Origin of the sequence: Pseudomonas karstica (assembly GCF_009707515.1) — a bacterium.
Classification (GTDB): domain Bacteria; phylum Pseudomonadota; class Gammaproteobacteria; order Pseudomonadales; family Pseudomonadaceae; genus Aquipseudomonas; species Aquipseudomonas karstica.
The window spans coordinates 42,752-63,856 of the sequence record NZ_WLYI01000016.1 but is presented as its reverse complement, the minus strand read 5'-3'; the positions used below and the strand labels follow the sequence as shown (position 1 = coordinate 63,856).

Sequence of the window (21,105 nt, the reverse complement as noted above, 5' to 3'; positions counted from 1 at the left end):
GCATCAAGCTCTCCATCAGGTCAGTACCTGATACTGGAAACGATCTGAACGGCTGGTGGACTGCGCCAGCTCCACCGGGCGGCCATCGCGATCGCGGGAAAGGGTGAACACGGTCAGCGCCGGCAAATGCCGAGGCATCATCAGCAGCGCGGCTTCGTCACGGTTGGGTAAACGGGCGCCAATCAGGCTCAGGGTGCGGGTCAACGGCAGGTTCCGTTCGCGCAGGTACTGGCGCAGGGAGCCGCCGGCATAGTCCGCCAGCAACGACGCATGGCTGGCGCAGTAACGATGGCGGATCAGGCTCACGGGCTGGTGGTCGAGCTTGCGTAGTGTTTGCAGCTCGATCATCGGCGCCATCTCGGCAATGCCCAGGTGCCCTGCCTCTTCACGGCTGGCGTAGCAGTAACGGCGCTTGAGCAACACCGCCTCCACCCCATGGCCCTGGGCCGACAGTGATTGGCTGTAGGCGGTGTCGGCGCCCATCGGGTAAATCAGCGGCCGGTCCAGTACCTGAGTGCCCTTGCCCTGCAAGCGCAACAGGCTGCCTTCGAACACCAACTCATCAATGGCGCGGCGCAGGGTGTGACGGTTGACGCCGAAACGCTCGGCCAACTGCACCTCCCCCGGCAGGAAGTCCCCGGCCTGGTAGCTGCTCAGTTCGCGGCGCAGGATATCCGCGAGTTCGCGGTACACTGGCTCATCTTGTCTAGACAACTGCATGCTTAAAAAAAAGCGCCTTGGGGCACCCCTCCGATGTCAGATGAACTGCTTGCGCAGGCGTTGGGACAGCACGTCGATCAGGCTGACCACCACGATGATCACCAGTAGCACCGCGCAGGTCTGGGTGAACTGGAAAGCGCGGATGTTCTCCCACAGGATCACGCCGATACCGCCAGCGCCCACCATCCCCACCACCGTCGCCGAGCGCACGTTGGCCTCTAAACGGTAGAGCGCGTAGGAGACCCACAGCGGCATCACTTGCGGGATCACGCCGTAGATCACTTCCTGCAAAGCACTGGCACCGGTGGCGCGTACACCTTCAACCGGGCCTGGATCGATGGCCTCGACGGCCTCGGCAAACAGCTTGGCGAGCACACCGGTGGTGCTGATCCATAGCGCCAAGACACCGGCAAACGGACCCAGGCCGACTGCCACCACAAACAACATGGCGAACACCATTTCGTTGATCGAGCGGAAGGCATCCATCACCCGGCGCAGCGGCTGGTGGACCCACCACGGGGTGATGTTGTCGGCACAGAGAATGCCCAGCGGCACCGAGCAGACAATCGCCAGCACCGTGCCCCAGAGGGCAATTTGCACGGTAACGAGCATTTCCTTGAGGTAGGAGCGCCATTCGTGGAAGTCGGGCGGGAAGAAGTCAGCGGCAAAGGTCGCCATGTTTGCGGAGTCGCGGTACAGCGCCAGCGGGTTCATTTCGGCGCCGTGCCAGGCCCAGGCCAGCAACACCAGGAACAGGCCCCAACCAAAGTATTGTGGCCAGGTACGCTTGCCGACGGCTTCAGCGTGCAGAGTGGTCATGAATCCCTCTCAATGTAGGAGCGAACTTGCTCGTGAAGGTCGTTAACGATGACGCGGGGAACCTGTAGAAACGCGGTGCTCTTGCGTTTTTCGCGAGCGAGTTCGCTCCTACAGATTCCGCAGTCGCCTGGCGTCAGCCGTTAGCGGCGGTCTTCTTGTCCAGTTCGGTGAGGCGTTGCTGCAGCTTGGCGAGGTCGGCGTCGATGTCGGCGAGCTTCTTCGCCTTGTCGGCGGCCGCCAACTTCTCGTCGGCGCTGATGGTGGTGCGCTGCTTGAACAGTTCCAACTGGCGGATCGGCAACAGTTGGTCATCACTGGAAGCGAGGAACTTGCCCAGTTGCATGTTCTTCAGCACGGTCTTCTCTTCATCGGTGTTGCCGTAGTTGAAGATGAAGTCGCGGATCTTGGTTTTCTCGCTTTCACTCAGGGCCTTGCTCCACACCAACGGGTCGGCAGGGATCAGCGGCGACTTCCAGATCTCCTTGAGCAGCGCAGCCTTGTCCGGCTGGGTGACTTCCAGGCGGTCCCAGCTTTCGGTGTTGAAGGTCGCAACATCCAACTGCCCTTTGGCCACGCTCAGTGCGTTGACTTCATGGCTGGAGTTGAGGGTGCGCTTGAAGGCGGTGGCGGCGTCGACATTGTTCTTGGCGAACACGTAGTAACCCGGCACCAGGTAGCCCGAGGTGGAATTCGGGTCACCGTTGCCGAAGGTCAGGCTCTTCGCGTTCTTGAGCATGTCTTCGACAGAGTTGATCGGGCTGTCCTTGCGTACGATCAGCACGCTCCAGTAACCGGCGGAGCCGTTGGCGGCAGCGGTCTGGGCGAAGACCTCGCCGTTGGAACGGTCCACTGCTTCTATTGCGGCTTTGTTGCCCAGCCAGGCCACATCGACCTTGTTGAAGCGCATGCCCTGGATCAGGCCGGCGTAGTCGGAGGCGAAGGTGGCCTTGATGGTCAGGCCGGTCTTGCTGTGCATGTCGTCCAAAAAGGGTTGCCAGATGCTCTTGAGGTTTTGCGAAGACTCGGTGGACATGATGCCGAAGTTGATGGCCTTGTCGGCAGCCTGGGCATTGCCCAAGCCGACACAGGCCAACAGCGCGGCAGACAGAAAAACATGACCGATGCGGTTCAACATGGAATGGCTTCCTAGAGGTCGTGGGAGGTTTTCAAGCGCGAGCCAGGGCCAGCCGAGGGGGCACTTCGGGGCGGCGGGTCTGGTCGGCAAACATCAGGCTGGTGTCGACGTCGGCACCGTACAAATCGTTGAGAAACTGGCTGCTCATCGCGCTGGCCTGGCCATCGAAATGAATCCGCCCGCCCTTGAGCGCCACGGCCCGGGGGCAATAACGCATGGCGTAATCGACTTGATGCAGGGTCACCACCACGGTCTTGCCGTCGCGGCGATTGATGTCGGCAAGGATCTCCATGACCTTGCGCGCCGACTCCGGGTCCAGGGAGGCGATGGGCTCGTCAGCCAGGATCACTTCGGCACGCTGGGTCAACGCCCGGGCAATCGCCACGCGCTGTTGCTGGCCACCGGACAAGGTCGAGGCACGCTGCGCGGCCAGGTCGGCCAGGCCAACACGGGCCAGGGACTCCATGGCGTACTGTTTTTCTTCGGCATTGAACAGCCCGAGGTTGCCGCGCCAGCGCGGCATACGGCCCAGGCAACCGAGCAGCACGTTGTCGATCACACTCAGGCGATTGACCAGGTTGAACTGCTGGAAGATATAACCAATGTCTGCCCGCAACCGCCGCACCTGGCCATTCAACCGCCCGCTCGCCTGCACCTCCCGGCCCAATACCTTGACGCTGCCACCGTTGCTCTTGTCGCAACAGGCCAGGCCCGCGAGATGCCGTAACAAGGTGGACTTGCCGGAACCGGAAGCGCCAATCAGCGCGACCATCTCACCGCAAGGAATGGTGAGGTCGAGGTCGACCAATGCGGACTTCTTCGCAAAGGTCTTGTTCAGATGATCGACATGGATAGCGAGAGTCATAGGCATCTCTGTCTTGGTTGAACAGCCTTCCGTGGCCGTATTTGAGTTCAAACGACAGTAAGCGCGGGAAGTGTCAGGCCTATGACTTGCATGTGACCGGAGAAAAACCATTTGATGAAGGTTTGATGAAAGGTTGGGATTGGTTGGCGAGTTTGATCGTCTCCACGTTCTGCGTGGGAATGCCTCTTGGGACGCTCCGCGTCCCGCCTCGCCTGGTCGGCGCACTCCAAGCCAGGCACAAAAAAGGCGACCCGAAGGTCGCCTTTTTTCATTGCCCGTATTGCTTGCTCAACCCCGGCGGCACGCCGTGGATGTCGGTCTCCTCCCATGGCCCGTTCGGGCTGATGGAACGGCTCCAGCCATTGCTCCAGCGATAGTAGGTGCGCTGGCGGTAAAAGGTGTCCGACTGTTCGTCCAACACATACACCTGCATTCTGCCATCCCAATGACTGGCAGCCCCAGGTGGCGGTGCGAAGGTGGCGGAGGTGCTCGGTGGTGCCTTGGGCGGCGCCGTCACAGGCCCGGAAGGTTTGGTGCTCGGCTGGGTCGAAGGGCCTGAGGGTGGGATGGTCGGGCCGGTAGGACCGGTAGGGGCCGGTGGCCGATGAACCGCACAAGCACTCAAGCCTAAAACCAGGCTGAGCAGGGTGATACGAGCAATGGCGGTCATGGGCACTTCCTCATTTTTTATCCGGGCTGTCGATGGTCAGTTGCTGCGTCGTGGTGGTACTGCTGGCCAGGGGTTGGCTGCGGCCGATCCACTCGCCAGCGGTCGGTTGACCGGCCCGGGATATGCGCGCAACCAGTTGGACTTCGGGAAAGTTGGACAGTTTCAACTGCGCCATCATTGCATCAGCGTCACCCAGCTCAACGGTTACCGGCAAGTCGGCGACGGTCAGGCGCTTGACGGCCAAGGGCGCTGGCGGGCCTTTGACAGCGCGAGCGAAGATGAACACGCTGTCGCCCGGCAAGGCTTTGGCCTTCACTTCAGCCGACAGATCGACACGCACCTTGAGCGACGCTGCGGCCTTGGTTGGCGCCACTGCACCACCGCCCTCTTTCAACTGCTCGGCCGCCCGGTCAATCCCGCCTTGCAGCGCTGCACGGGAGTTGTCCTGCTCAGGCAACTGGGCCAACAGACGGTTCCAGTAATCAATCGCCTCTTGATAACGCTGGCCTTCAAAGGCTGCGATGCCCAACAAGCCAAGGCTGGTGACTTCCTTCGGGTCCAGCTTCAACGCCTCATCGGTCAACGCCTGAACCTTGGGCGACCATTGTTTGTTGTCGGCAAAATACTGCGCCTGGGCCCACTGCCCCAACAGTTCCGGCTGACGCCCGGCCAGAGCCGCAGCGCGTTCGAAGACTTTCGCCGCCTCTGCTGAACGGTCCTGGGCCATGTAGGCCCGCCCCAGGAAGTACAAGCCTTCCGGTGCATCCGGTTGCGCGGCGGCAGCCCGTTCCAGGCGCTGGGTCATGTCTTCCATGGACACCGGCGGCTGGGAAAATTCGCGCGTCAGTTCAACTTTGTCGCTGGCACCGAAATGCAGGTACAGGCCAAGACCCAGCACCGGGACAAGCACGGCTGCCAGCAATGGCAACGGCTTGCCCAGGCGTGACTCCCGAGGTTTTTGCACGCCTTCGGTATCGGCCAGCAACTCACGGGCCGCTTCAGCGCGGGCAGTATCCAACTGCGCCGTATTGAGCACACCTTCGTCCTGCTGGGTTTGCAACTCCGCCACGCGCTCTTGATAGAGCGCCACGTTCAGTGCGGTGCGATCCTCTTCACGCTGGGCACGGCGGCCGCGCAAAACCGGGATCAACAAGAAACTCAAGGCAACCAGGAGTAGCAGCCCTGCTGCGAGCCAGAAATCAATCATCAGTATTTTTGTCCAGCAGTTGGTCGAGGCGTTGGCGCTCGGAGGCAGATAGCGAGTCCGACCCATCGGTCGGCACGACGCGGCGGCGACGCACAATCACCGCCATGACCACGACGCCTGCGAGCAACAGGCCCGCCGGGCCGAACCACAGCAGCGCGGTCTTGCCGGTCAGCGCCGGCTTGTAGCGCACGAACTCACCGTAGCGATCGACCATGAAGTCGATGATTTGCTGATTGTCCTTGCCCTCGCCGAGCATGCGGAAGATCTCTTTGCGCAGGTCGGCGGCGATCGGCGCGTTGGAGTCGGCGATGTCCTGGTTCTGGCACTTGGGGCAGCGCAGTTCCTTGGTCAGTTCACGAAAACGCTCGCGGTCGCCGTCTTTGGCAAATTCGTAGGTGTCGATGGCAGCGTGGGCCAAGCCGGTCATGCACAGGCCCAATACAGCGGCGGCTAACCAACGCTTCATGGCTTGGCCTCATCCACCAGCGCCTGGTACTTGGCAGCCAGTTGTTCACGCCAGACCACTTCGTCGATCACCCCGACGTACTTGTCGCGAATCACACCCTTGGCATCGATGAAGAAGGTTTCCGGAGCACCATAGACGCCGAGATTCAGGCCGAGGTTGCCGTCCTCATCGCGGATATCCAACTGGTACGGGTTGTGAAACTCCGCCAGCCACTTCAGGGCCGCTGCATTGTCGTCCTTGTAATTGATGCCGTAGATCACCACGCCTTTCTCGGCCAGCTTGTTGAGCACCGGATGCTCCACGCGACAGGAAATGCACCAGGTAGCCCAGACGTTGACCAAGGCCGGCTTACCCTGCAGGTCGGCCTGGGTCAGGGTCTTGTCACCCTGCACCGTCGGCAGGGAAAACGCCGGGAACGGTTTGCCGATCATCGCTGACGGCAGCTCGGCAGGGTCCAGGTAAAGGCCGCGATACAGGAACACGGCCACCACCAGGAACAAGGCCAGCGGTAAAACCATCAACCAACGCTTCATACTGGCGCTCCTGAAAGGCCCAGGGCTTCACGCACCCGGCTCTTGACCTTGACCCGGTAACGCCGATCCAGCGCCGCCAACAAACCGCCAAAACCGGTAAGCAAGCCGCCGAACCAGATCCAGCGCACAAACGGTTTGACATGAACCCGCACGGCCCAGGCGCCATCGCCCAACGGTTCGCCCAGGGCAACGTAAAGGTCACGGGTGAACCCGGCATCAATGCCCGCTTCAGTCATCATCGAGTTCTGTACGGTGTACAGGCGTTTTTCCGGGTGCAGCACAGCGATTTCCTTGCCGTTGCGCACCACGCGCACGGTGCCTTTGTCGGATGTGAAGTTTGGCCCTTCAAAGTGCTTGGCGCCTTCGAAGATAAAGTGATAACCGGCCAGGTCCATCGACTCGCCAGGCGCCAGGCGCAGGTCGCGCTCGGCACTGTTCTGGCTGGACAGCACCACGCCCAGGGCACAGATGGCGATGCCGATGTGCGCCACCTGCATGCCCCAGTAACTGCGGGTCAGGCTCGGCAGGCCCTTGATCAGGCCTTTGTGGCGGGTCTTGTCGAAGATGTCGCGTATGCCGGCCAGCAGAACCCAGGCGGCGAGCATAAAGGTCGCCAGCACGGCCCAGTTGAAGTCGCCATAGGCGATCCCGGCCACCACGGCCAACGTGGCACTGCCCAACAGCACCGGAGTCAGCATGCTCAGCAGCCATTTCACCGGGGTGTCTTTCCAGCGCACCAGCATGCCAATGGCCATCACCACCATCAACAGGCCCATCAACGGGATGAACAACGCGTTGAAGTACGGTGGGCCGACGGACAGCTTGGCGCCGGTCAATGCATCGAGCACCAGCGGGTACAGAGTGCCCAGCAGGATCATCGACGCCGCTACGACCAACACCAGGTTATTGCCCAGCAGCAGGGTTTCCCGGGACCAGAGGTTGAAGCCGACATGGCTCTTGACCACCGGAGCGCGCAGAGCGAACAAGGCCAGGGAGCTGCCGACCACAAACAGCAGGAAGATCAGGATGAACACCCCGCGCTCCGGGTCGGATGCAAAGGCATGAACCGAGGTCAACACGCCGGAACGCACGAGGAAGGTGCCCAGCAAGCTCAGGGAGAACGCCGCAATGGCCAGCAACACGGTCCAACTCTTGAACACCCCACGCTTTTCAGTGACGGCCAACGAGTGAATCAACGCCGTGCCCACCAGCCATGGCATGAAGGACGCATTCTCCACCGGGTCCCAGAACCACCAGCCGCCCCAGCCGAGTTCGTAGTAAGCCCACCAGGAGCCCAAGGTGATGCCAATGCCGAGAAAGGCCCAGGCAACGATGGTCCATGGCCGCGACCAGCGCGCCCAGGCGGCGTCGAGACGCCCGCCAAGCAAGGCGGCAATGGCGAAGGCGAAGGCCACGGAGAAGCCGACATAGCCCATGTAAAGCATCGGCGGATGGACAATCAGGCCAATGTCCTGCAACAGCGGGTTGAGGTCATGCCCGTCCACCGGGATCTGCGGCAGGATGCGCGCGAACGGGTTGGAGGTCATGATCAAAAACAGCAGGAAGCCGATGCTGATCATGCCCATCACCGCCAGCACCCGGGCCAACATCACTTGCGGCAGCTGCCGGGAGAACACCGACACCGCAAAGGTCCAGCCACCGAGGATCAACGCCCAGAGCAGCAAGGAACCTTCGTGGGCCCCCCACACCGCGCTGAACTTGTAGTACCAGGGCAAGGCGCTGTTGGAGTTGTTGGCAACATAGGCCACGGAAAAGTCGTCGATCATGAACGCGTACGTCAGGCAACCGAACGCGAAGGCGAGAAAAGCAAACTGCCCCCAGGCCGCCGGCTGGGCCAGGCTCATCCACAAACGGTCGCCACGCCAGGCGCCCAGCAGAGGGACAATGGCCTGGACGATGGCAAAGCACAGGGCGAGGATCATCGCCAACTGGCCGAGCTCAGGAATAAACAGTGCAGAGGTCATCGCTTAGCCCTCCCTGGCAGGAGCTGAGGCTGGAGTTGGGCCAGACTGGCCGCTGTCTTTGAGCGCCTTGGTCACTTCCGGCGGCATGTATTTCTCGTCGTGCTTGGCCAACACTTCATCGGCCACCACTACGCCGTCGTCGTTGAGTTTGCCCAGGGCGACAATGCCTTGCCCTTCGCGGAACAGGTCCGGGAGGATGCCGCGGTAGGTGATGGTCACGGACTTGTTGAAGTCGGTGACCACAAAGGTCACGTCCAGGGAATCACCGGAGCGTTTCAAGGAGCCGGCTTCGACCATGCCGCCCGCACGAATCCGCGTGTCCAGCGGCGCTTCGCCATTGGCGATCTGGGTCGGGGTGTAGAACAGGTTGATGTTCTCCCGCAGGGCACTCAAGGCCAGGGTCACGGCAATGCCAACGCCAGCCATGATGGCCAGGATGATTAACAGGCGCTTTCTACGCAGCGGATTCACTTATCGGTCTCCCGGCGCAGACGACGCGCCTCTTGTTGCAGGTAACGCTTGCGGGCCAGGATCGGCGCAGCAACGTTGAGCGCCAGCACCGCCAGGCAGATGCCATAGGCCGTCCAGACATACAGGCCATGATGGCCCATGGCGAGAAAATCACTGAAAGAGGCAAAACTCATCCACGGGCTCCCAGGCTGGTTTGTACTTCGGCCTTGACCCAACTGGCGCGGGCTTCGCGCTTGAGCACTTCGAGGCGCATGCGCATCAGCAACACAGCGCCGAAGAAGCAGTAGAACCCCAGTACCATCAACAGCAGCGGCGCCCACATTTGTACGGGCATCGCCGGTTTTTCGGTGAGGGTGAAGGTTGCGCCCTGATGCAGGGTGTTCCACCACTCCACGGAGTATTTGATGATCGGGATGTTGATTACACCGACAATCGCCAACACCGCACAGGCCTTGGCAGCGCTGTCACGGTTGCTGATGGCGTTGCCCAGCGCAATAAGACCGAAGTACAGGAACAGCAGAATCAGCATCGACGTTAGTCGCGCGTCCCAGACCCACCACGAGCCCCAGGTCGGCTTGCCCCAGATGGCCCCGGTAACCAGCGCCACGGCGGTCATCCAGGCGCCAATGGGGGCGGCGCATTGCAGGGCGACGTCGGCCAGTTTCATCTTCCACACCAGCCCGACGATGCCGCACACCGCCAGCATCACGTAGCAGGACTGGGCCAGCATCGCGGCAGGAACGTGGATGTAGATGATGCGAAAGCTGTTGCCTTGCTGGTAGTCCGGCGGCGCGAAGGCCAGCCCCCAGACCAGGCCGATGCCGATCAGCAAAACGGCGGCGATACTCAACCACGGCAGCAGTTTGCCACTGATGCCATAGAACCACTTGGGCGAGCCGAGCTTGTGAAACCAGGTCCAGTTCATTGCTGTTTCCATCACGGTGTTCTTCGACATTGCAAAGAACCAAGGGTCTTTACTGGTTAAAACGCTTAACCAGACCTCATTATTCGCCGACGCTGATCTTCAGGCCAGCCGCTATAGCAAAGGGTGTCAGGGTTACCGCCAGGGCGGCCAGGCTGCCAAGCCACAACAGGTAACCCGTCGCCGGCATGCCCTGCAGCGCGGCTTGCAAAGCGCCGCTGCCCAGAATCAATACCGGGATATACAAAGGCAGAATCAACAGCGCCAGTAACAGGCCACCCCGCTTCAAGCCAACCGTCAGTGCCGCCCCCACGGCCCCCAACAAACTGAGCACCGGTGTGCCCAGCAATAATGACAGGAGCAACACCGGCAAGCACTCGGCGGGCAACCCCAGCATCATCGCCAGCAGTGGCGCGAGCAATACCAGCGCCAGGCCGGAAAACGCCCAGTGTGCCAGCACCTTGGCCAGAACCAGAAGAGGCAGGGGGTGCGACGAAAGGACCCACTGCTCAAGGGAACCGTCTTCGAAATCACTGCGAAACAGCCCGTCCAGCGAGAGCAGGACGGACAAAAGGGCCGCCACCCAGACCAGTCCCGGCGACAAGGTTTGCAACAGTTTAGTCTCGGGGCCCACCGCCAACGGGAACAAGGCGATCACAATTGCAAAGAACACCAGGGGGTTGGCCAATTCGGCCGGGCGCCGGCACAACAACCGCGCTTCACGGGCGACCAGCAAGGCAAACACACTCATACCGACCACCGGCCCAGATCGAGATCACGGTAACCGGCTGGCATGCGGGCCAGGGTGTGGTGGGTGGTAAGAACCACCATGCCGCCCTGCTCGCAATGAGCCGCCAGGTGTTCTTCAAACTGGGCAACGCCTTGCTTATCAAGAGCCGTGAAGGGTTCGTCGAGAATCCACAATGGTGGACCCTCCAGATACAGGCGAGCCAGGGCCACGCGGCGCTGCTGGCCGGCTGACAACGTATGACAGGGAACGTCTTCAAAGCCCTTGAGGCCCACGGCGGCCAAGGCCCGCCAGATTGACTCGCGAGTTGCCGGATGATGCAGCGCACTAAGCCAACTGAGGTTTTCTTCAGGGGTCAGTACGTCCTTGATCCCGGCGGCGTGACCGATCCATACCAGATTGCGGGCAAGCTCGGTACGTTGTTCGCCCAAGGGTTTGCCGTTGAGCCGCACTTCGCCCGCCGTCGGCTGCATCAAGCCAGCCAACAGGCGCAACAGGCTGGTCTTGCCGCTGCCGTTGGGCCCACTGATCTGCACCATATCGCCGCCCGCCAGACGCAACTCAAGGTGCTCGAAGAGCATCCGCAGGTCGCGTTCACAGGTAAGCGCTATGGTTTCTAGAAAAGGGCTGGTCAAGAGATCGAAGCCTTTACGGTTCAAGTCGGCGGTGGAGCGGCCGTTAAAGAGATGCAGAATAGATGCTTTGACGGCCAGTTTAGAGAGCTGGATCAAATAGTTGTACGGTTTTAACCGCTCTCGTTGAAGACGGGCGGCATTATACATGCGATGCCCTACTCTAAAGAGGGCAATTTCCCTTGAGACGGCGCCCGCAATGACCGGTGACATCAACCTCCCAGTGCTTCCCCCGACACCACCGGCCGCGCCTCGCCCTGCTGCGCCAGTGAGTGAACTGTTGAAACTGCTGGAGCCCCAGACAGGACTGATTGGTCCCGGGAAAACCGCGAATGCCGAGGTGCTGGCCCTCAAGCAAGGCGGCGACACCTTTCAGTTATTGCTCAAGTTGACCCTCGAAGGGGGACGCCAGACCCTGATCCAGGCCTCCAGCAATCAGCCACTGGCCTTGGGCAGCAATGTAGCGGTGAGCCAGGCGCCCTCGGGCAACCTGACCATCAGCCTGCAACAAGCCCTCAGCTCCACGGTGGCCACCCTGACCCGCATCGATACCCACCAATTACCGGTGGGTACCCTGCTGCAGGGCAAGGTGATCACCACCCAAGCGCTGCCCCAAGGCGCCGGCCAGGCGACGCTCTACCGCGCCCTGGTGAGTGTGCTCAACAGCGCCATGAGCGGTAGTACCCTGGCAATCGAGAGCCCGCAACCGTTGCGCGTGGGCAGTTTGCTCAGCGCCGTGGTCCAGAACGCCCAGACCTTGAGCTTTGTGCCATTGAGCGGTCGTCAGGAGCTGTTGGCCATCACGCAACAACTCTCCACCCAGCAAAGCCGCCAGGGGTCTTTGGAGGGTTTGTTCAACGCCTTGCAAAGCTTGCCAACCAGCGACCAGACTTCGACCGAGCTGCGGGCTGCCGTGCAACGCCTGCTCTCAAGCCTGCCAGACCTGGCGCAAGTCACCACCCCCAAGGGCCTGGCCCAATCGCTGCAAAACAGCGGCGTATTCCTCGAAGCCAAGCTGCTGGCAGGGCAAAACCCGCTGCTTGCGCCACCCGACATGAAAGGCAGCCTGCTGCGTCTGGTGGCGCAATTGCTGCCCACCTTGCCCCCGGCGACCAACCTCAATGCCATTCTCGCCGCCAACACCCTGGCCCAGGTGCTCCCCAACTTCGTACGTAGCCCGTTGGGCACCCTCGGCCAGGTCGGCGCCCGCACCACGCCCGCCGCCTTCCCCTTGCCGGAGCGACTGATGCAGCGCCTGGAAGGCGAAAGCAGCCTGGAAAACCTGCTGCGCCTGGCCGCCGGGGCCATTTCCCGACTGCAAAGCCATCAGTTATCGAGCCTGGAACAAACCGGCACCACCGCCGACGGCAAACTGCTGACTACCTGGCAACTGGAAATCCCGATGCGCACCTTGCAAGACATTGTGCCGCTTCAAGTCAAGTTCCAGCGCGAAGAACCTGCGCCGGACAAAGAGCAACCCGAACACAAGACCAACAAGGAACCCAGGCAAATGCTTTGGCGCGTAGACCTGGCCTTCGACATGGAGCCCCTGGGGCCATTGCAGGTCCAGGCGCAATTGAGCCAGGGCAAACTCTCCAGCCAGCTGTGGGCCACCCGCCCCTACACCGCCAGCCTGATCGAAAGCCACTTGGGCAACCTGCGCGAACGCCTGGTAGCCTCGGGGCTCAACGTCGGCGACCTGGATTGCCACCTTGGCTCACCGCCCCAGGGTCCGAAAACCGGGCTTGATCAACGCTGGGTGGATGAAACCGCATGAAAACTCCCAACCTGCCCCGCCAGGCCATCGCCCTCAAATACGACGGCCAAGCAGCCCCGACCCTGACCGCCAAGGGCGACGACGCCCTGGCCGAAGCCATCCTGAAACTGGCACGGGAACATGAAGTGCCGATTTATGAAAACCCCGAGCTGGTCAAATTACTGGCACGCATGGAACTGGGCGACAGTATTCCGCAAGAGTTGTACCGGACCATCGCCGAGATCATTGCGTTTGCATGGACGTTAAAGGGCAAATTTCCGGTGGGGTACGACCCTGATGCAGGGCCGATGGAGCGGGATGTGACGCAGAGGGGCAGCAGAGGCGAGCTGTAGGCTTCAAGCTCGCAGCTCTCAACTGCTCTTGTGCAACTTGCTCATCAACTGCGCCTCAGCCTGGGTCAACCCACAAGACTGCGTCAGCTCATCCACCGTGGCGCCCATGCCCACCAGCTTGGCCGCCTGGGCAAAGGACAGGTTCGAGGGGTCCCGCTGTTCAAGCGCCGCCAGTTTGTCCGGCAAGGGCGTCAGGATCGAGCGCAGTTCGTGCACATCGTCCCCAACCCGCACCGCACTCTGCTGGTAATGGTCGACCCGCTTGGCCAACTCCACGATGCGCCGGTCATGCACCGCATCACGCTCGGCCTGTTGCAGGGCCAATACGCGCTGCTGGCGCATGTAGCGCAGCAAAAAGCCCAGGGTCCCGAGCCACAGGATGGCCAGGACGATCACCGCCAGCTCAAGAATCAATCAGATATTCTCCACATCCAGCCATTCTTCTTCGCTCATCATCTTGTCCATCTCAACCAGAATCAGCAGTTCGCCGTTCTTGTTGCACACGCCCTGGATGAACTTGGCCGACTCTTCATTGCCGACGTTCGGCGCTGTCTCGACTTCCGATTGGCGCAAGTAAACCACTTCGGCCACGCTGTCGACCATGATCCCGACCACTTGCCTGTCGGCTTCGATGATCACGATGCGAGTGTTGTCGTTGACTTCGGTCGGCACCAGGCCAAAACGCTGGCGGGTGTCGATCACGGTAACGACATTACCGCGCAGGTTGATGATACCCAGCACGTAGCTCGGCGCGCCCGGTACCGGGGCAATTTCGGTGTAGCGCAGCACTTCCTGCACGCGCATCACGTTGATGCCGTAGGACTCGTTGTCCAGTTTGAAGGTCACCCATTGCAGGATTGGATCATCCAGACTTTGTGCGGACGCTGACTTGTTCATACCCCTGACCCCTTCAAAAACCGTTGCAAACGGTGTGTGTTCTCTCTAAGCAGCACAAAGGTGTTGCTCACTCTTGTTCAAGTACGTTGGTTAAGCGGCCTATCTTTTACTGCGCCACTGGCTATCAGCTCCGCCAGTTCGGCAACATCCAACAAGGCGCACATGTGTTCGATCACGGTGCCCGCCAGCCACGGCCGTTGGCCACGGTGGCTGCGCCATTTGATTTGGTTGGGGTCCAGGCGCAACGAGCGGCTGACTTGATGCACTGCCAACCCCCACTCGTAGCCCTGGACCGAGATCACGTATTGCAGGCCCTGGCGCAGATCATTGCGATAACGCTCGGGCATGACCCAGCGCGCGGTGTCGAGCACCTTCAAGTTGCCCTGCTGGCTCGGCAGGATCCCGAGGAACCATTCGGGCTGGCCAAACAGCGGCGTCAACTCCTGGCCTTGCAGGGAGTAGATCGAGCCCAGGCACACCAGCGGCACAGCCAGGGTCAGCCCGGCCACGTCGAACAGCAGGCATTCAAATGGCTCGGCTGCCCACACAGGGCGACCGTCACGCTCCACCGGTGGCGGCGTGATGCTCGGCGGCAGGTGAACGTCCACCACGGGCTCGACCACCACAGGTGCAGCCAGTGCTCCAGATTGAACAGGTTCCCGGGCCGGTATCACTACCCGCGCATCACGGACCTGCTCTTCCAGTACCGCCAACTGAAACTCGTCCAACGTGTTTTCTGGCTCAATCACTTCATCCAGAACCAGGATCGGCTCCGGCAGTTGCTCCTCGGTCGCGTCCTGCAGCAAGGCGTCCAGGTAGGACTCCAGCGCCAACTGCGGCCGGCTCTTGAGATCGACAGGACGACTCATCTGTATGCCCACGCGCAGGCCCCGGTCACCGTGTATGCAAAGGTTATCGGCCTGGGGGCCCGCAGACTTGAATGCACAGTCATCATCATGCCACCTGCGCCACAAGCTGCTGGGACAACAGGTGCTTGAGCAACGCCCGATACGCCAGCACGGCACGGCTTTTACCGTCGAACTGCGACGGCGCCAACCCCGCTCGGCTGGCATCCCGCAGACGCGTGTCCACCGGAATGTAGCCTTGCCAGATGGTCTCAGGATAGGCATCGCGCAACACGCGCAAGGTGCCGAGGGACGCCTGGGTGCGGCGGTCGAACAAAGTGGGGACAATGCTGAACGCCAGCGTCTGTTTGCGCGAACGGTTGATCATCGCCAGGGTACTGATCATCCGCTCCAGGCCTTTGACCGCCAGGTGTTCGGTCTGCACCGGAATCACCAATTGCTGGCTGGCCGCCAAGGCGTTGACCATCAGCACACCCAGTAGCGGCGGGCTGTCGATGATCGCGTAGTCGAACTCTTTCCACAGTTGCGCCAGGCTCTTGGCAATCACCAGGCCCAGGCCGTTCTGCCCCGGCGACTGGCGCTCAAGGGTGGCCAGGGCGGTACTGGAAGGCAACAGGGAAATCGCCTCGTTGCTGGTGGGCAGCAGCAGTTGCCCGGGCAAGCCGTCGGGCACGCTGCCCTTGTGCAGAAACAGGTCGTAGCCGCTGTGCTCCAGCGCATCCGGGTCGTAGCCGAAATAGCTGGTCATGGAGCCGTGGGGGTCGAGGTCAACCACGACCACACGCTTGCCCGCCTCGGCCAGCAAGCCGGCTAAGGCGATGGAAGTGGTGGTCTTGCCGACTCCACCCTTTTGATTGGCAACTGCCCAGACTCTCATTCGGATTGTTCCTCCCGGCTGGCGTTGGCTCGACCGAGAAATAGGACGGGTTATAGAACCGGTGACGGAGAATTGACGGCGCTCTCACGTACCAGCGGCTTTACGGGGGGCGGTGCAGTTTGTGTGCCAGCCCGTTTCAATGCGGCATCCGGTCGCGCATTGGCAGTACCGGTGCCGGTCAGGCTGCGGCGCACATCGAGGTTGCGCGACACCACCAACACCACTCGCCGGTTGCGCGCACGCCCTTCCACGGTGGCGTTATTGGCCACCGGCTGGAACTCGCCATAACCCACCGACGCCAGACGCCCGGGGTTTACGCCTTGCATCGCCAGCATGCGGACAATGCTTGCCGAACGTGCCGACGACAGCTCCCAGTTGGTGGGGTACTGCGCCGTGCGGATGGGCAGGTTATCGGTAAAGCCCTCGACGTGGATCGGGTTGTCGAAGGGTTTCAAGATCGCCGCCACCTTGTCGATGATGGTGAAGGCCTGGTCGCTGGGCATGGCATCGGCACTGGCGAACAAGAGGCTGGAGTTGAGTTCGATCTCGACCCACAACTCGTTGCCGCGCACGGTCATCTGGTTGGAGCTGATGAGGTCGCCAAACGCTGCGCTGATGTCGTCGGCAATGCTTTTCAGCGGGTCGCTGGCACCACTGATGCCAGCGTCGGTTTCATCGCTGTCCTTGACCAGAGGCTTGGCCGGGGTCACGGTCCTGGGTCGCTCGTCACCGATGGGAATCGGCTTGAGCGCACGGTCCGAGTCGCTGAACACCCCCACCAACGCTTCGGAAATAACCTTGTATTTGCCTTCGTTGATCGATGAGATGGAGTACATCACCACGAAAAACGCGAACAGCAGCGTGATGAAGTCGGCGTAGGACACCAGCCAGCGCTCATGGTTGACGTGTTCTTCAGGCTCGCGGCGGCGACGGCTCACAGGCGATCACCTCCAAAAAAGGAATCACCTGCAGGAGTGAGCTTACTCGCGAAAAACCCGAGAACGCCGCGTTTAACCGGTAAACCCGCGTTATCGTTCACGACCTTCGCGAGCAAGCTCGCTCCTACAGAGAGGCAAATGCTCATTCCCATCAATCCATGAAGCCCTGGAGCTTCAATTCGATGGACCGCGGGTTCTCGCCCTCGGCAATCGACAAGATGCCTTCAAGCAACATCTCGCGATAACGGGACTGGCGCATGGCGATGGACTTGAGCTTGCTGGCTATCGGCAACAGCACCAGGTTGGCACTGGCCACGCCGTAGATGGTGGCGACGAACGCCACGGCAATGCCACTGCCCAATTGCGACGGATCGGCCAGGTTGCCCATCACGTGGATCAGGCCCATGACCGCGCCGATAATACCGATGGTCGGCGCGTAACCGCCCATGCTCTCAAAGAATTTGGCAGCGTTGATATCGCGGCTTTCCTGGGTATAGAAGTCCACCTCCAGAATGCTGCGGATGGCTTCCGGTTCGGCACCGTCTACCAGCAATTGCAGGCCTTTGCGGGCGTAGCTGTCTGGTTCGGCGTCGGCTACGCCTTCCAGGCCCAGCAGGCCTTCCTTGCGGGCCGTCAGGCTCCAGTTGACCACGCGATCGATGCCGCCGGCCAAGTCGACACGGGGTGGAAAAAGGATCCATACCAGGATTTGCATGGCGCGCTTGAACGAGCTCATGGGCGATTGCAACAACGCCGCGCCCACAGTACCGCCGATCACGATCAGCGCCGCCGGGCCGTTGGCCAGGGCGCCGAGGTGCCCGCCTTCGAGGTAGTTGCCACCGATAATGGCGACGAACGCCATGATGATGCCAATCAGGCTCAACACATCCATCAGTGGCAGGCCTCCACCAGGTGTTTGCCGATGTCGTCCAGGGTGTAGACCGCATCAGCCAGGCCGGCCTTGACGATAGCCATGGGCATGCCATAGATCACACAACTGGCTTCATCCTGGGCCCAGATCGCACTGCCACCCTGCTTGAGCAGGCGTGCGCCTTCACGACCATCGGCACCCATGCCGGTGAGCACCACCGCCAGGACTTTGTCTCCATAGGATCTGGCGGCAGAACCGAAAGTGATATCCACGCACGGCTTGTAGTTCAGGCGCTCATCACCCGGCAGGATTTTCACTGCGCCACGGCTATCAATCATCATTTGCTTGCCGCCGGGAGCCAGCAGCGCCAGGCCTGGGCGCAGGATATCGCCATCCTCGGCTTCCTTGACGCTGATGCGGCACAGCTTGTCCAGGCGCTCGGCGAATGCCTTGGTGAACGCCGCGGGCATATGTTGGATCAACACGATGGGGGCCGGGAAGTTGGCTGGCAGTTGAGTCAGTACACGTTGCAGGGCTACCGGGCCACCGGTGGAGGTGCCGATAGCGACCAGCTTGTAGGCTTTTCGCTTGGGCGCGGACGAATGAGGGCCGGGTACAGGTGCGGGCGCACGGGCCGGCGCTACCGCAGGACGCGCAACCGGTACAGGCGCCGGACGCCCGAACGTGCTCGGCACCACAGCCGGCGCGACCACCGGAGCCGGCGCAGACGCCCTGAAGCTACTGCGGTTGCTGCCAGAGATGCTGTGCACCTTTTCGCAAAGCAGTTGCTTGACCTTTTCCGGGTTACGCGAGATGTCTTCGAAGTTCTTCGGCAGGAAGTCCACCGCGCCGGCGTCCAGCGCATCCAGGGTTACCCGGGCGCCTTCGTGGGTCAGCGAGGAAAACATCAACACCGGGGTCGGGCAGCGCTGCATGATATGCCGCACCGCCGTGATGCCGTCCATCATCGGCATCTCGTAGTCCATGGTGATCACGTCCGGCTTGAGGGCCAGGGCCTGATCAATCGCCTCTTTGCCATTGGTGGCCGTACCGACCACCTGGATATTGGAATCGGCTGAAAGAATTTCCGAGACGCGGCGGCGGAAGAAACCCGAATCGTCCACTACCAGGACCTTGACTACCATAAACACTCCGTTAAGTGGGTCGGGCAATGACCGCCCAAACCCCACCAGAATCAAATACGCCGCGCGGCGTAATGCTTGAGCATGCTCGGGACATCGAGAATCAGCGCGATCCGCCCGTCACCGGTGATGGTCGCACCCGACATGCCCGGGGTCCCCTGCAGCATTTTGCCCAAAGGCTTGATGACTACTTCTTCCTGGCCCACCAGTTGATCGACCACAAAGCCGATGCGCTGGGTGCCCACGGAAAGGATCACCACGTGGCCTTCGCGCTGCTCTTCATGCTTGGCCGACGCCACCAGCCAGCGTTTGAGATAAAACAGTGGCAGTGCCTTGTCGCGCACGATCACCACTTCCTGGCCGTCCACCACGTTGGTGCGCGACAGGTCGAGGTGGAAGATCTCATTGACGTTGACCAGCGGGAAAGCGAACGCCTGATTGCCCAGCATCACCATCAGGGTCGGCATGATCGCCAGGGTCAACGGCACCTTGATGACGATCTTCGAGCCCTGGCCCTTGGTCGAGTAGATATTGATCGAACCGTTGAGCTGGCTGATCTTGGTCTTCACCACGTCCATGCCCACGCCACGGCCGGACACATCGGAAATCTCGGTCTTGGTGGAGAAACCCGGCGCGAAGATCAGGTTGTAGCACTCGGTATCGCTCAGGCGATCAGCGGCATCCTTGTCCATCACCCCACGCTTGACCGCGATGGCTCGCAGGATATTCGGGTCCATGCCTTTGCCGTCATCGGTGATGGACAGCAGGATATGATCGCCTTCCTGTTCCGCCGCCAGAATCACTTTACCGCCACGGGGCTTGCCCGCCGCTTCACGTTCTTCGGGGGTTTCGACACCGTGATCGACGGCGTTGCGCACCAAGTGGACCAGCGGGTCGGCCAGGGCCTCGACGAGGTTTTTGTCGAGATCGGTTTCTTCACCCACCAGCTCCAGGTTGATCTCTTTTTTCAACTGGCGTGCCAGGTCACGAACCAGGCGCGGGAAGCGGCCGAAGACTTTCTTGATCGGCTGCATTCGGGTCTTCATCACCGCGGTTTGCAGGTCGGCGGTAACCACGTCGAGGTTCGACACAGCCTTTTGCATGGCTTCATCGCCGCTGTTGAGCCCCAGGCGTACCAGACGGTTACGCACCAGCACCAATTCGCCGACCATGTTCATGATGTCGTCCAGGCGTGCGGTATCGACCCGCACGGTGGTCTCGGCTTCGCTGACCGGTTGCTTGTCCGGCGCCGAGGCAGGCGCCCGGGCGGGAGCCGGCACGGGCTTGGCGGCCACTGGCGCAGCGGCCTTGGCGGCAGCCACCGGAGCCTTGGTGACAACAGCCGAGGTGGCTGGCAGCGCGGCAGGCGCGACGTCGGTGAACTTACCCTTGCCGTGCAGCTCATCGAGCAAGGCTTCAAATTCGTGATCAGAAATAAGTCCATCGCCGGCCGGTGCGGCGCTGGCAACTAAAGCAACTGGCGCAGCAACCGCAGCGACTTCTGGCAGAGCATCAACGGCAAACGAGCCTTTGCCATGCAACTGATCCAGCAGTGCTTCAAATTCGTCATCGGTGATTTCATTGCTGGCAGGCTCTACCGGCGCGGCAGGCACTGGTGCAGCGGCCACGGCATCCGGGGCAAACTGGCCCTTGCCGTGCAACTGGTCGAGCAAGGATTCGAACTCGGCGTCGGTGATGTCTTCACTGGTGGTCGCAGTGACGGCCACTGGCACCTCGGCCTGGGCCTTGATGGCATTCAGCGAATCCAGCAGTTGTTCGAATTCGCTGTCGGTGACATCTCCGGCAGGCTCGGCAACAGGCGCAGCGACAGGCACATTGGCCGCCGGTTCAGCCAGTCGCGCCAGGGCCGCCAACAGTTGTGGAGTGGCTGCCGTGACCGGTGCACGCTCGCGCACTTCATTGAACATGCCATTGACCGAGTCCAACGCTTCGAGAATTACGTCCATCAATTCCGAGTCGACGTGCCGCTCACCCTTGCGCAGGATGTCGAACACGTTCTCGGCGATGTGGCAGCACTCCACCAGTTCATGGAGTTGGAGGAAGCCGGCGCCCCCTTTTACAGTGTGAAAACCGCGAAAAATTGCATTGAGCAGGTTCGCATCATCCGGTCGGCTTTCCAGCTCGATCAGTTGTTCGGACAGTTGCTCTAAAATTTCGCCGGCCTCTACAAGGAAATCCTGAAGGATTTCTTCATCGGCGCCGAAGCTCATA

General features: G+C 61.2%; 24 protein-coding genes. 2 read left to right on the top strand and 22 right to left on the bottom strand.

Translation table 11 applies throughout. The annotated features are described in order from the left end of the window. Positions 1-15: 15 nt before the first annotated feature. The 14 genes from phnF to ccmA all read right to left on the bottom strand — a co-directional run bounded on the left by phnF (position 16) and on the right by ccmA (position 11,122). Positions 16-720, bottom strand: coding sequence for a phosphonate metabolism transcriptional regulator PhnF (phnF, locus tag GIR22_RS13280; RefSeq protein ID WP_154743763.1), 705 nt, complete (start codon positions 718-720; stop codon positions 16-18). Between the two features lie 36 nt (positions 721-756). Further along, entirely contained in the window at positions 757-1,539 is a 783-nt protein-coding gene (gene phnE, locus GIR22_RS13275) for a phosphonate ABC transporter, permease protein PhnE (protein WP_154743762.1), read from the bottom strand. A 133-nt stretch (positions 1,540-1,672) separates the two neighbouring features. After that, positions 1,673-2,674, bottom strand: coding sequence for a phosphonate ABC transporter substrate-binding protein (gene phnD / locus GIR22_RS13270; RefSeq protein WP_154743761.1), 1,002 nt, complete (start codon positions 2,672-2,674; stop codon positions 1,673-1,675). A gap of 31 nt (positions 2,675-2,705) precedes the next feature. After that, positions 2,706-3,539, bottom strand: coding sequence for a phosphonate ABC transporter ATP-binding protein (gene phnC, locus GIR22_RS13265; RefSeq protein WP_154743760.1), 834 nt, complete (start codon positions 3,537-3,539; stop codon positions 2,706-2,708). A gap of 268 nt (positions 3,540-3,807) precedes the next feature. Beyond that, positions 3,808-4,209 (bottom strand): hypothetical protein, encoded by a 402-nt coding sequence (locus tag GIR22_RS13260; protein WP_154743759.1) that lies wholly within the window; start codon positions 4,207-4,209, stop codon positions 3,808-3,810. A gap of 10 nt (positions 4,210-4,219) precedes the next feature. After that, a complete protein-coding gene (ccmI, locus tag GIR22_RS13255; RefSeq protein WP_154743758.1) occupies positions 4,220-5,416 on the bottom strand; it encodes a c-type cytochrome biogenesis protein CcmI in 1,197 nt (398 codons plus the stop codon). Further along, entirely contained in the window at positions 5,409-5,882 is a 474-nt protein-coding gene (locus GIR22_RS13250; RefSeq protein ID WP_154743757.1) for a cytochrome c-type biogenesis protein, read from the bottom strand. Before GIR22_RS13250 ends, ccmI begins: the two co-directional genes overlap by 8 nt. Then, positions 5,879-6,415, bottom strand: a complete 537-nt coding sequence (locus GIR22_RS13245; RefSeq protein ID WP_154743756.1) for a DsbE family thiol:disulfide interchange protein — start codon at positions 6,413-6,415, stop codon at positions 5,879-5,881. Before GIR22_RS13245 ends, GIR22_RS13250 begins: the two co-directional genes overlap by 4 nt. Further along, positions 6,412-8,400, bottom strand: coding sequence for a heme lyase CcmF/NrfE family subunit (locus tag GIR22_RS13240; RefSeq protein WP_154743755.1), 1,989 nt, complete (start codon positions 8,398-8,400; stop codon positions 6,412-6,414). The genes GIR22_RS13245 and GIR22_RS13240 overlap by 4 nt, the downstream gene beginning before the upstream one ends. 3 nt (positions 8,401-8,403) lie before the next feature. Next, positions 8,404-8,871, bottom strand: a complete 468-nt coding sequence (ccmE, locus tag GIR22_RS13235; protein ID WP_178122236.1) for a cytochrome c maturation protein CcmE — start codon at positions 8,869-8,871, stop codon at positions 8,404-8,406. Continuing rightward, the gene (gene ccmD, locus GIR22_RS13230) at positions 8,868-9,044 is read right to left on the bottom strand and encodes a heme exporter protein CcmD (protein WP_071487711.1); all 177 of its coding nucleotides are present in this window, start codon (positions 9,042-9,044) and stop codon (positions 8,868-8,870) included. Before ccmD ends, ccmE begins: the two co-directional genes overlap by 4 nt. Then, positions 9,041-9,796, bottom strand: a complete 756-nt coding sequence (locus tag GIR22_RS13225) for a heme ABC transporter permease (RefSeq protein WP_154743754.1) — start codon at positions 9,794-9,796, stop codon at positions 9,041-9,043. The genes ccmD and GIR22_RS13225 overlap by 4 nt, the downstream gene beginning before the upstream one ends. 79 nt (positions 9,797-9,875) lie before the next feature. After that, positions 9,876-10,544, bottom strand: coding sequence for a heme exporter protein CcmB (ccmB, locus tag GIR22_RS13220; RefSeq protein ID WP_154743753.1), 669 nt, complete (start codon positions 10,542-10,544; stop codon positions 9,876-9,878). After that, positions 10,541-11,122 (bottom strand): cytochrome c biogenesis heme-transporting ATPase CcmA, encoded by a 582-nt coding sequence (gene ccmA / locus GIR22_RS13215; RefSeq protein WP_246208319.1) that lies wholly within the window; start codon positions 11,120-11,122, stop codon positions 10,541-10,543. Before ccmA ends, ccmB begins: the two co-directional genes overlap by 4 nt. A gap of 250 nt (positions 11,123-11,372) precedes the next feature. Here ccmA and fliK point away from each other — a divergent pair, with 250 nt between their 5' ends. Then, the gene (fliK, locus tag GIR22_RS13210) at positions 11,373-12,950 is read left to right on the top strand and encodes a flagellar hook-length control protein FliK (protein ID WP_154743751.1); all 1,578 of its coding nucleotides are present in this window, start codon (positions 11,373-11,375) and stop codon (positions 12,948-12,950) included. Beyond that, positions 12,947-13,282, top strand: coding sequence for an EscU/YscU/HrcU family type III secretion system export apparatus switch protein (locus tag GIR22_RS13205; protein ID WP_154743750.1), 336 nt, complete (start codon positions 12,947-12,949; stop codon positions 13,280-13,282). Before fliK ends, GIR22_RS13205 begins: the two co-directional genes overlap by 4 nt. 18 nt (positions 13,283-13,300) lie before the next feature. Here the strand turns inward: GIR22_RS13205 and GIR22_RS13200 are convergent, their stop codons facing one another. The 8 genes from GIR22_RS13200 to GIR22_RS13165 all read right to left on the bottom strand — a co-directional run bounded on the left by GIR22_RS13200 (position 13,301) and on the right by GIR22_RS13165 (position 21,104). Continuing rightward, positions 13,301-13,696 (bottom strand): DUF2802 domain-containing protein, encoded by a 396-nt coding sequence (locus tag GIR22_RS13200; protein ID WP_154743749.1) that lies wholly within the window; start codon positions 13,694-13,696, stop codon positions 13,301-13,303. Next, the gene (locus tag GIR22_RS13195) at positions 13,697-14,179 is read right to left on the bottom strand and encodes a chemotaxis protein CheW (protein WP_154743748.1); all 483 of its coding nucleotides are present in this window, start codon (positions 14,177-14,179) and stop codon (positions 13,697-13,699) included. It abuts the gene before it with no gap. 77 nt (positions 14,180-14,256) lie between these two features. Then, entirely contained in the window at positions 14,257-15,048 is a 792-nt protein-coding gene (locus GIR22_RS13190) for a CheW domain-containing protein (protein ID WP_154743747.1), read from the bottom strand. A gap of 85 nt (positions 15,049-15,133) precedes the next feature. Beyond that, entirely contained in the window at positions 15,134-15,922 is a 789-nt protein-coding gene (locus tag GIR22_RS13185; protein WP_154743746.1) for a ParA family protein, read from the bottom strand. A gap of 50 nt (positions 15,923-15,972) precedes the next feature. Next, complete coding sequence (motD, locus tag GIR22_RS13180) at positions 15,973-16,860, bottom strand: flagellar motor protein MotD (RefSeq protein ID WP_178122235.1); 888 nt, start codon at positions 16,858-16,860, stop codon at positions 15,973-15,975. A gap of 151 nt (positions 16,861-17,011) precedes the next feature. Then, positions 17,012-17,752 carry a flagellar motor protein gene (locus GIR22_RS13175; RefSeq protein ID WP_154743745.1) on the bottom strand — a complete coding sequence of 247 codons (741 nt, stop codon included), beginning with the start codon at positions 17,750-17,752 and terminating at the stop codon, positions 17,012-17,014. Continuing rightward, a complete protein-coding gene (locus tag GIR22_RS13170) occupies positions 17,752-18,876 on the bottom strand; it encodes a protein-glutamate methylesterase/protein-glutamine glutaminase (protein WP_154743744.1) in 1,125 nt (374 codons plus the stop codon). The genes GIR22_RS13175 and GIR22_RS13170 overlap by 1 nt, the downstream gene beginning before the upstream one ends. 50 nt (positions 18,877-18,926) lie before the next feature. Next, positions 18,927-21,104, bottom strand: coding sequence for a chemotaxis protein CheA (locus tag GIR22_RS13165; protein ID WP_154743743.1), 2,178 nt, complete (start codon positions 21,102-21,104; stop codon positions 18,927-18,929). Position 21,105 lies beyond the last annotated feature (1 nt).

Excerpts from the sequence above, each read along its gene's own strand:
- GIR22_RS13245 (WP_154743756.1), bottom strand. The coding sequence starts at position 6,415 with ATGAAGCGTTGGTTGATGGTTTTACCGCTGGCCTTGTTCCTGGTGGTG.
- GIR22_RS13175 (WP_154743745.1), bottom strand. The coding sequence starts at position 17,752 with ATGGATGTGTTGAGCCTGATTGGCATCATCATGGCGTTCGTCGCCATT.
- GIR22_RS13260 (WP_154743759.1), bottom strand. The coding sequence starts at position 4,209 with ATGACCGCCATTGCTCGTATCACCCTGCTCAGCCTGGTTTTAGGCTTG.
- ccmI (WP_154743758.1), bottom strand. The coding sequence starts at position 5,416 with ATGATTGATTTCTGGCTCGCAGCAGGGCTGCTACTCCTGGTTGCCTTG.
- GIR22_RS13170 (WP_154743744.1), bottom strand. The coding sequence starts at position 18,876 with ATGGTAGTCAAGGTCCTGGTAGTGGACGATTCGGGTTTCTTCCGCCGC.
- phnF (WP_154743763.1), bottom strand. The coding sequence starts at position 720 with ATGCAGTTGTCTAGACAAGATGAGCCAGTGTACCGCGAACTCGCGGAT.
- phnD (WP_154743761.1), bottom strand. The coding sequence starts at position 2,674 with ATGTTGAACCGCATCGGTCATGTTTTTCTGTCTGCCGCGCTGTTGGCC.
- GIR22_RS13225 (WP_154743754.1), bottom strand. The coding sequence starts at position 9,796 with ATGAACTGGACCTGGTTTCACAAGCTCGGCTCGCCCAAGTGGTTCTAT.
- GIR22_RS13250 (WP_154743757.1), bottom strand. The coding sequence starts at position 5,882 with ATGAAGCGTTGGTTAGCCGCCGCTGTATTGGGCCTGTGCATGACCGGC.
- ccmB (WP_154743753.1), bottom strand. The coding sequence starts at position 10,544 with ATGAGTGTGTTTGCCTTGCTGGTCGCCCGTGAAGCGCGGTTGTTGTGC.
- phnE (WP_154743762.1), bottom strand. The coding sequence starts at position 1,539 with ATGACCACTCTGCACGCTGAAGCCGTCGGCAAGCGTACCTGGCCACAA.
- GIR22_RS13240 (WP_154743755.1), bottom strand. The coding sequence starts at position 8,400 with ATGACCTCTGCACTGTTTATTCCTGAGCTCGGCCAGTTGGCGATGATC.
- fliK (WP_154743751.1), top strand. The coding sequence starts at position 11,373 with ATGACCGGTGACATCAACCTCCCAGTGCTTCCCCCGACACCACCGGCC.
- phnC (WP_154743760.1), bottom strand. The coding sequence starts at position 3,539 with ATGACTCTCGCTATCCATGTCGATCATCTGAACAAGACCTTTGCGAAG.
- GIR22_RS13165 (WP_154743743.1), bottom strand. The coding sequence starts at position 21,104 with ATGAGCTTCGGCGCCGATGAAGAAATCCTTCAGGATTTCCTTGTAGAG.
- GIR22_RS13195 (WP_154743748.1), bottom strand. The coding sequence starts at position 14,179 with ATGAACAAGTCAGCGTCCGCACAAAGTCTGGATGATCCAATCCTGCAA.
- ccmD (WP_071487711.1), bottom strand. The coding sequence starts at position 9,044 with ATGAGTTTTGCCTCTTTCAGTGATTTTCTCGCCATGGGCCATCATGGC.
- GIR22_RS13205 (WP_154743750.1), top strand. The coding sequence starts at position 12,947 with ATGAAAACTCCCAACCTGCCCCGCCAGGCCATCGCCCTCAAATACGAC.
- GIR22_RS13185 (WP_154743746.1), bottom strand. The coding sequence starts at position 15,922 with ATGAGAGTCTGGGCAGTTGCCAATCAAAAGGGTGGAGTCGGCAAGACC.
- ccmA (WP_246208319.1), bottom strand. The coding sequence starts at position 11,122 with ATGCTCTTCGAGCACCTTGAGTTGCGTCTGGCGGGCGGCGATATGGTG.
- GIR22_RS13190 (WP_154743747.1), bottom strand. The coding sequence starts at position 15,048 with ATGAGTCGTCCTGTCGATCTCAAGAGCCGGCCGCAGTTGGCGCTGGAG.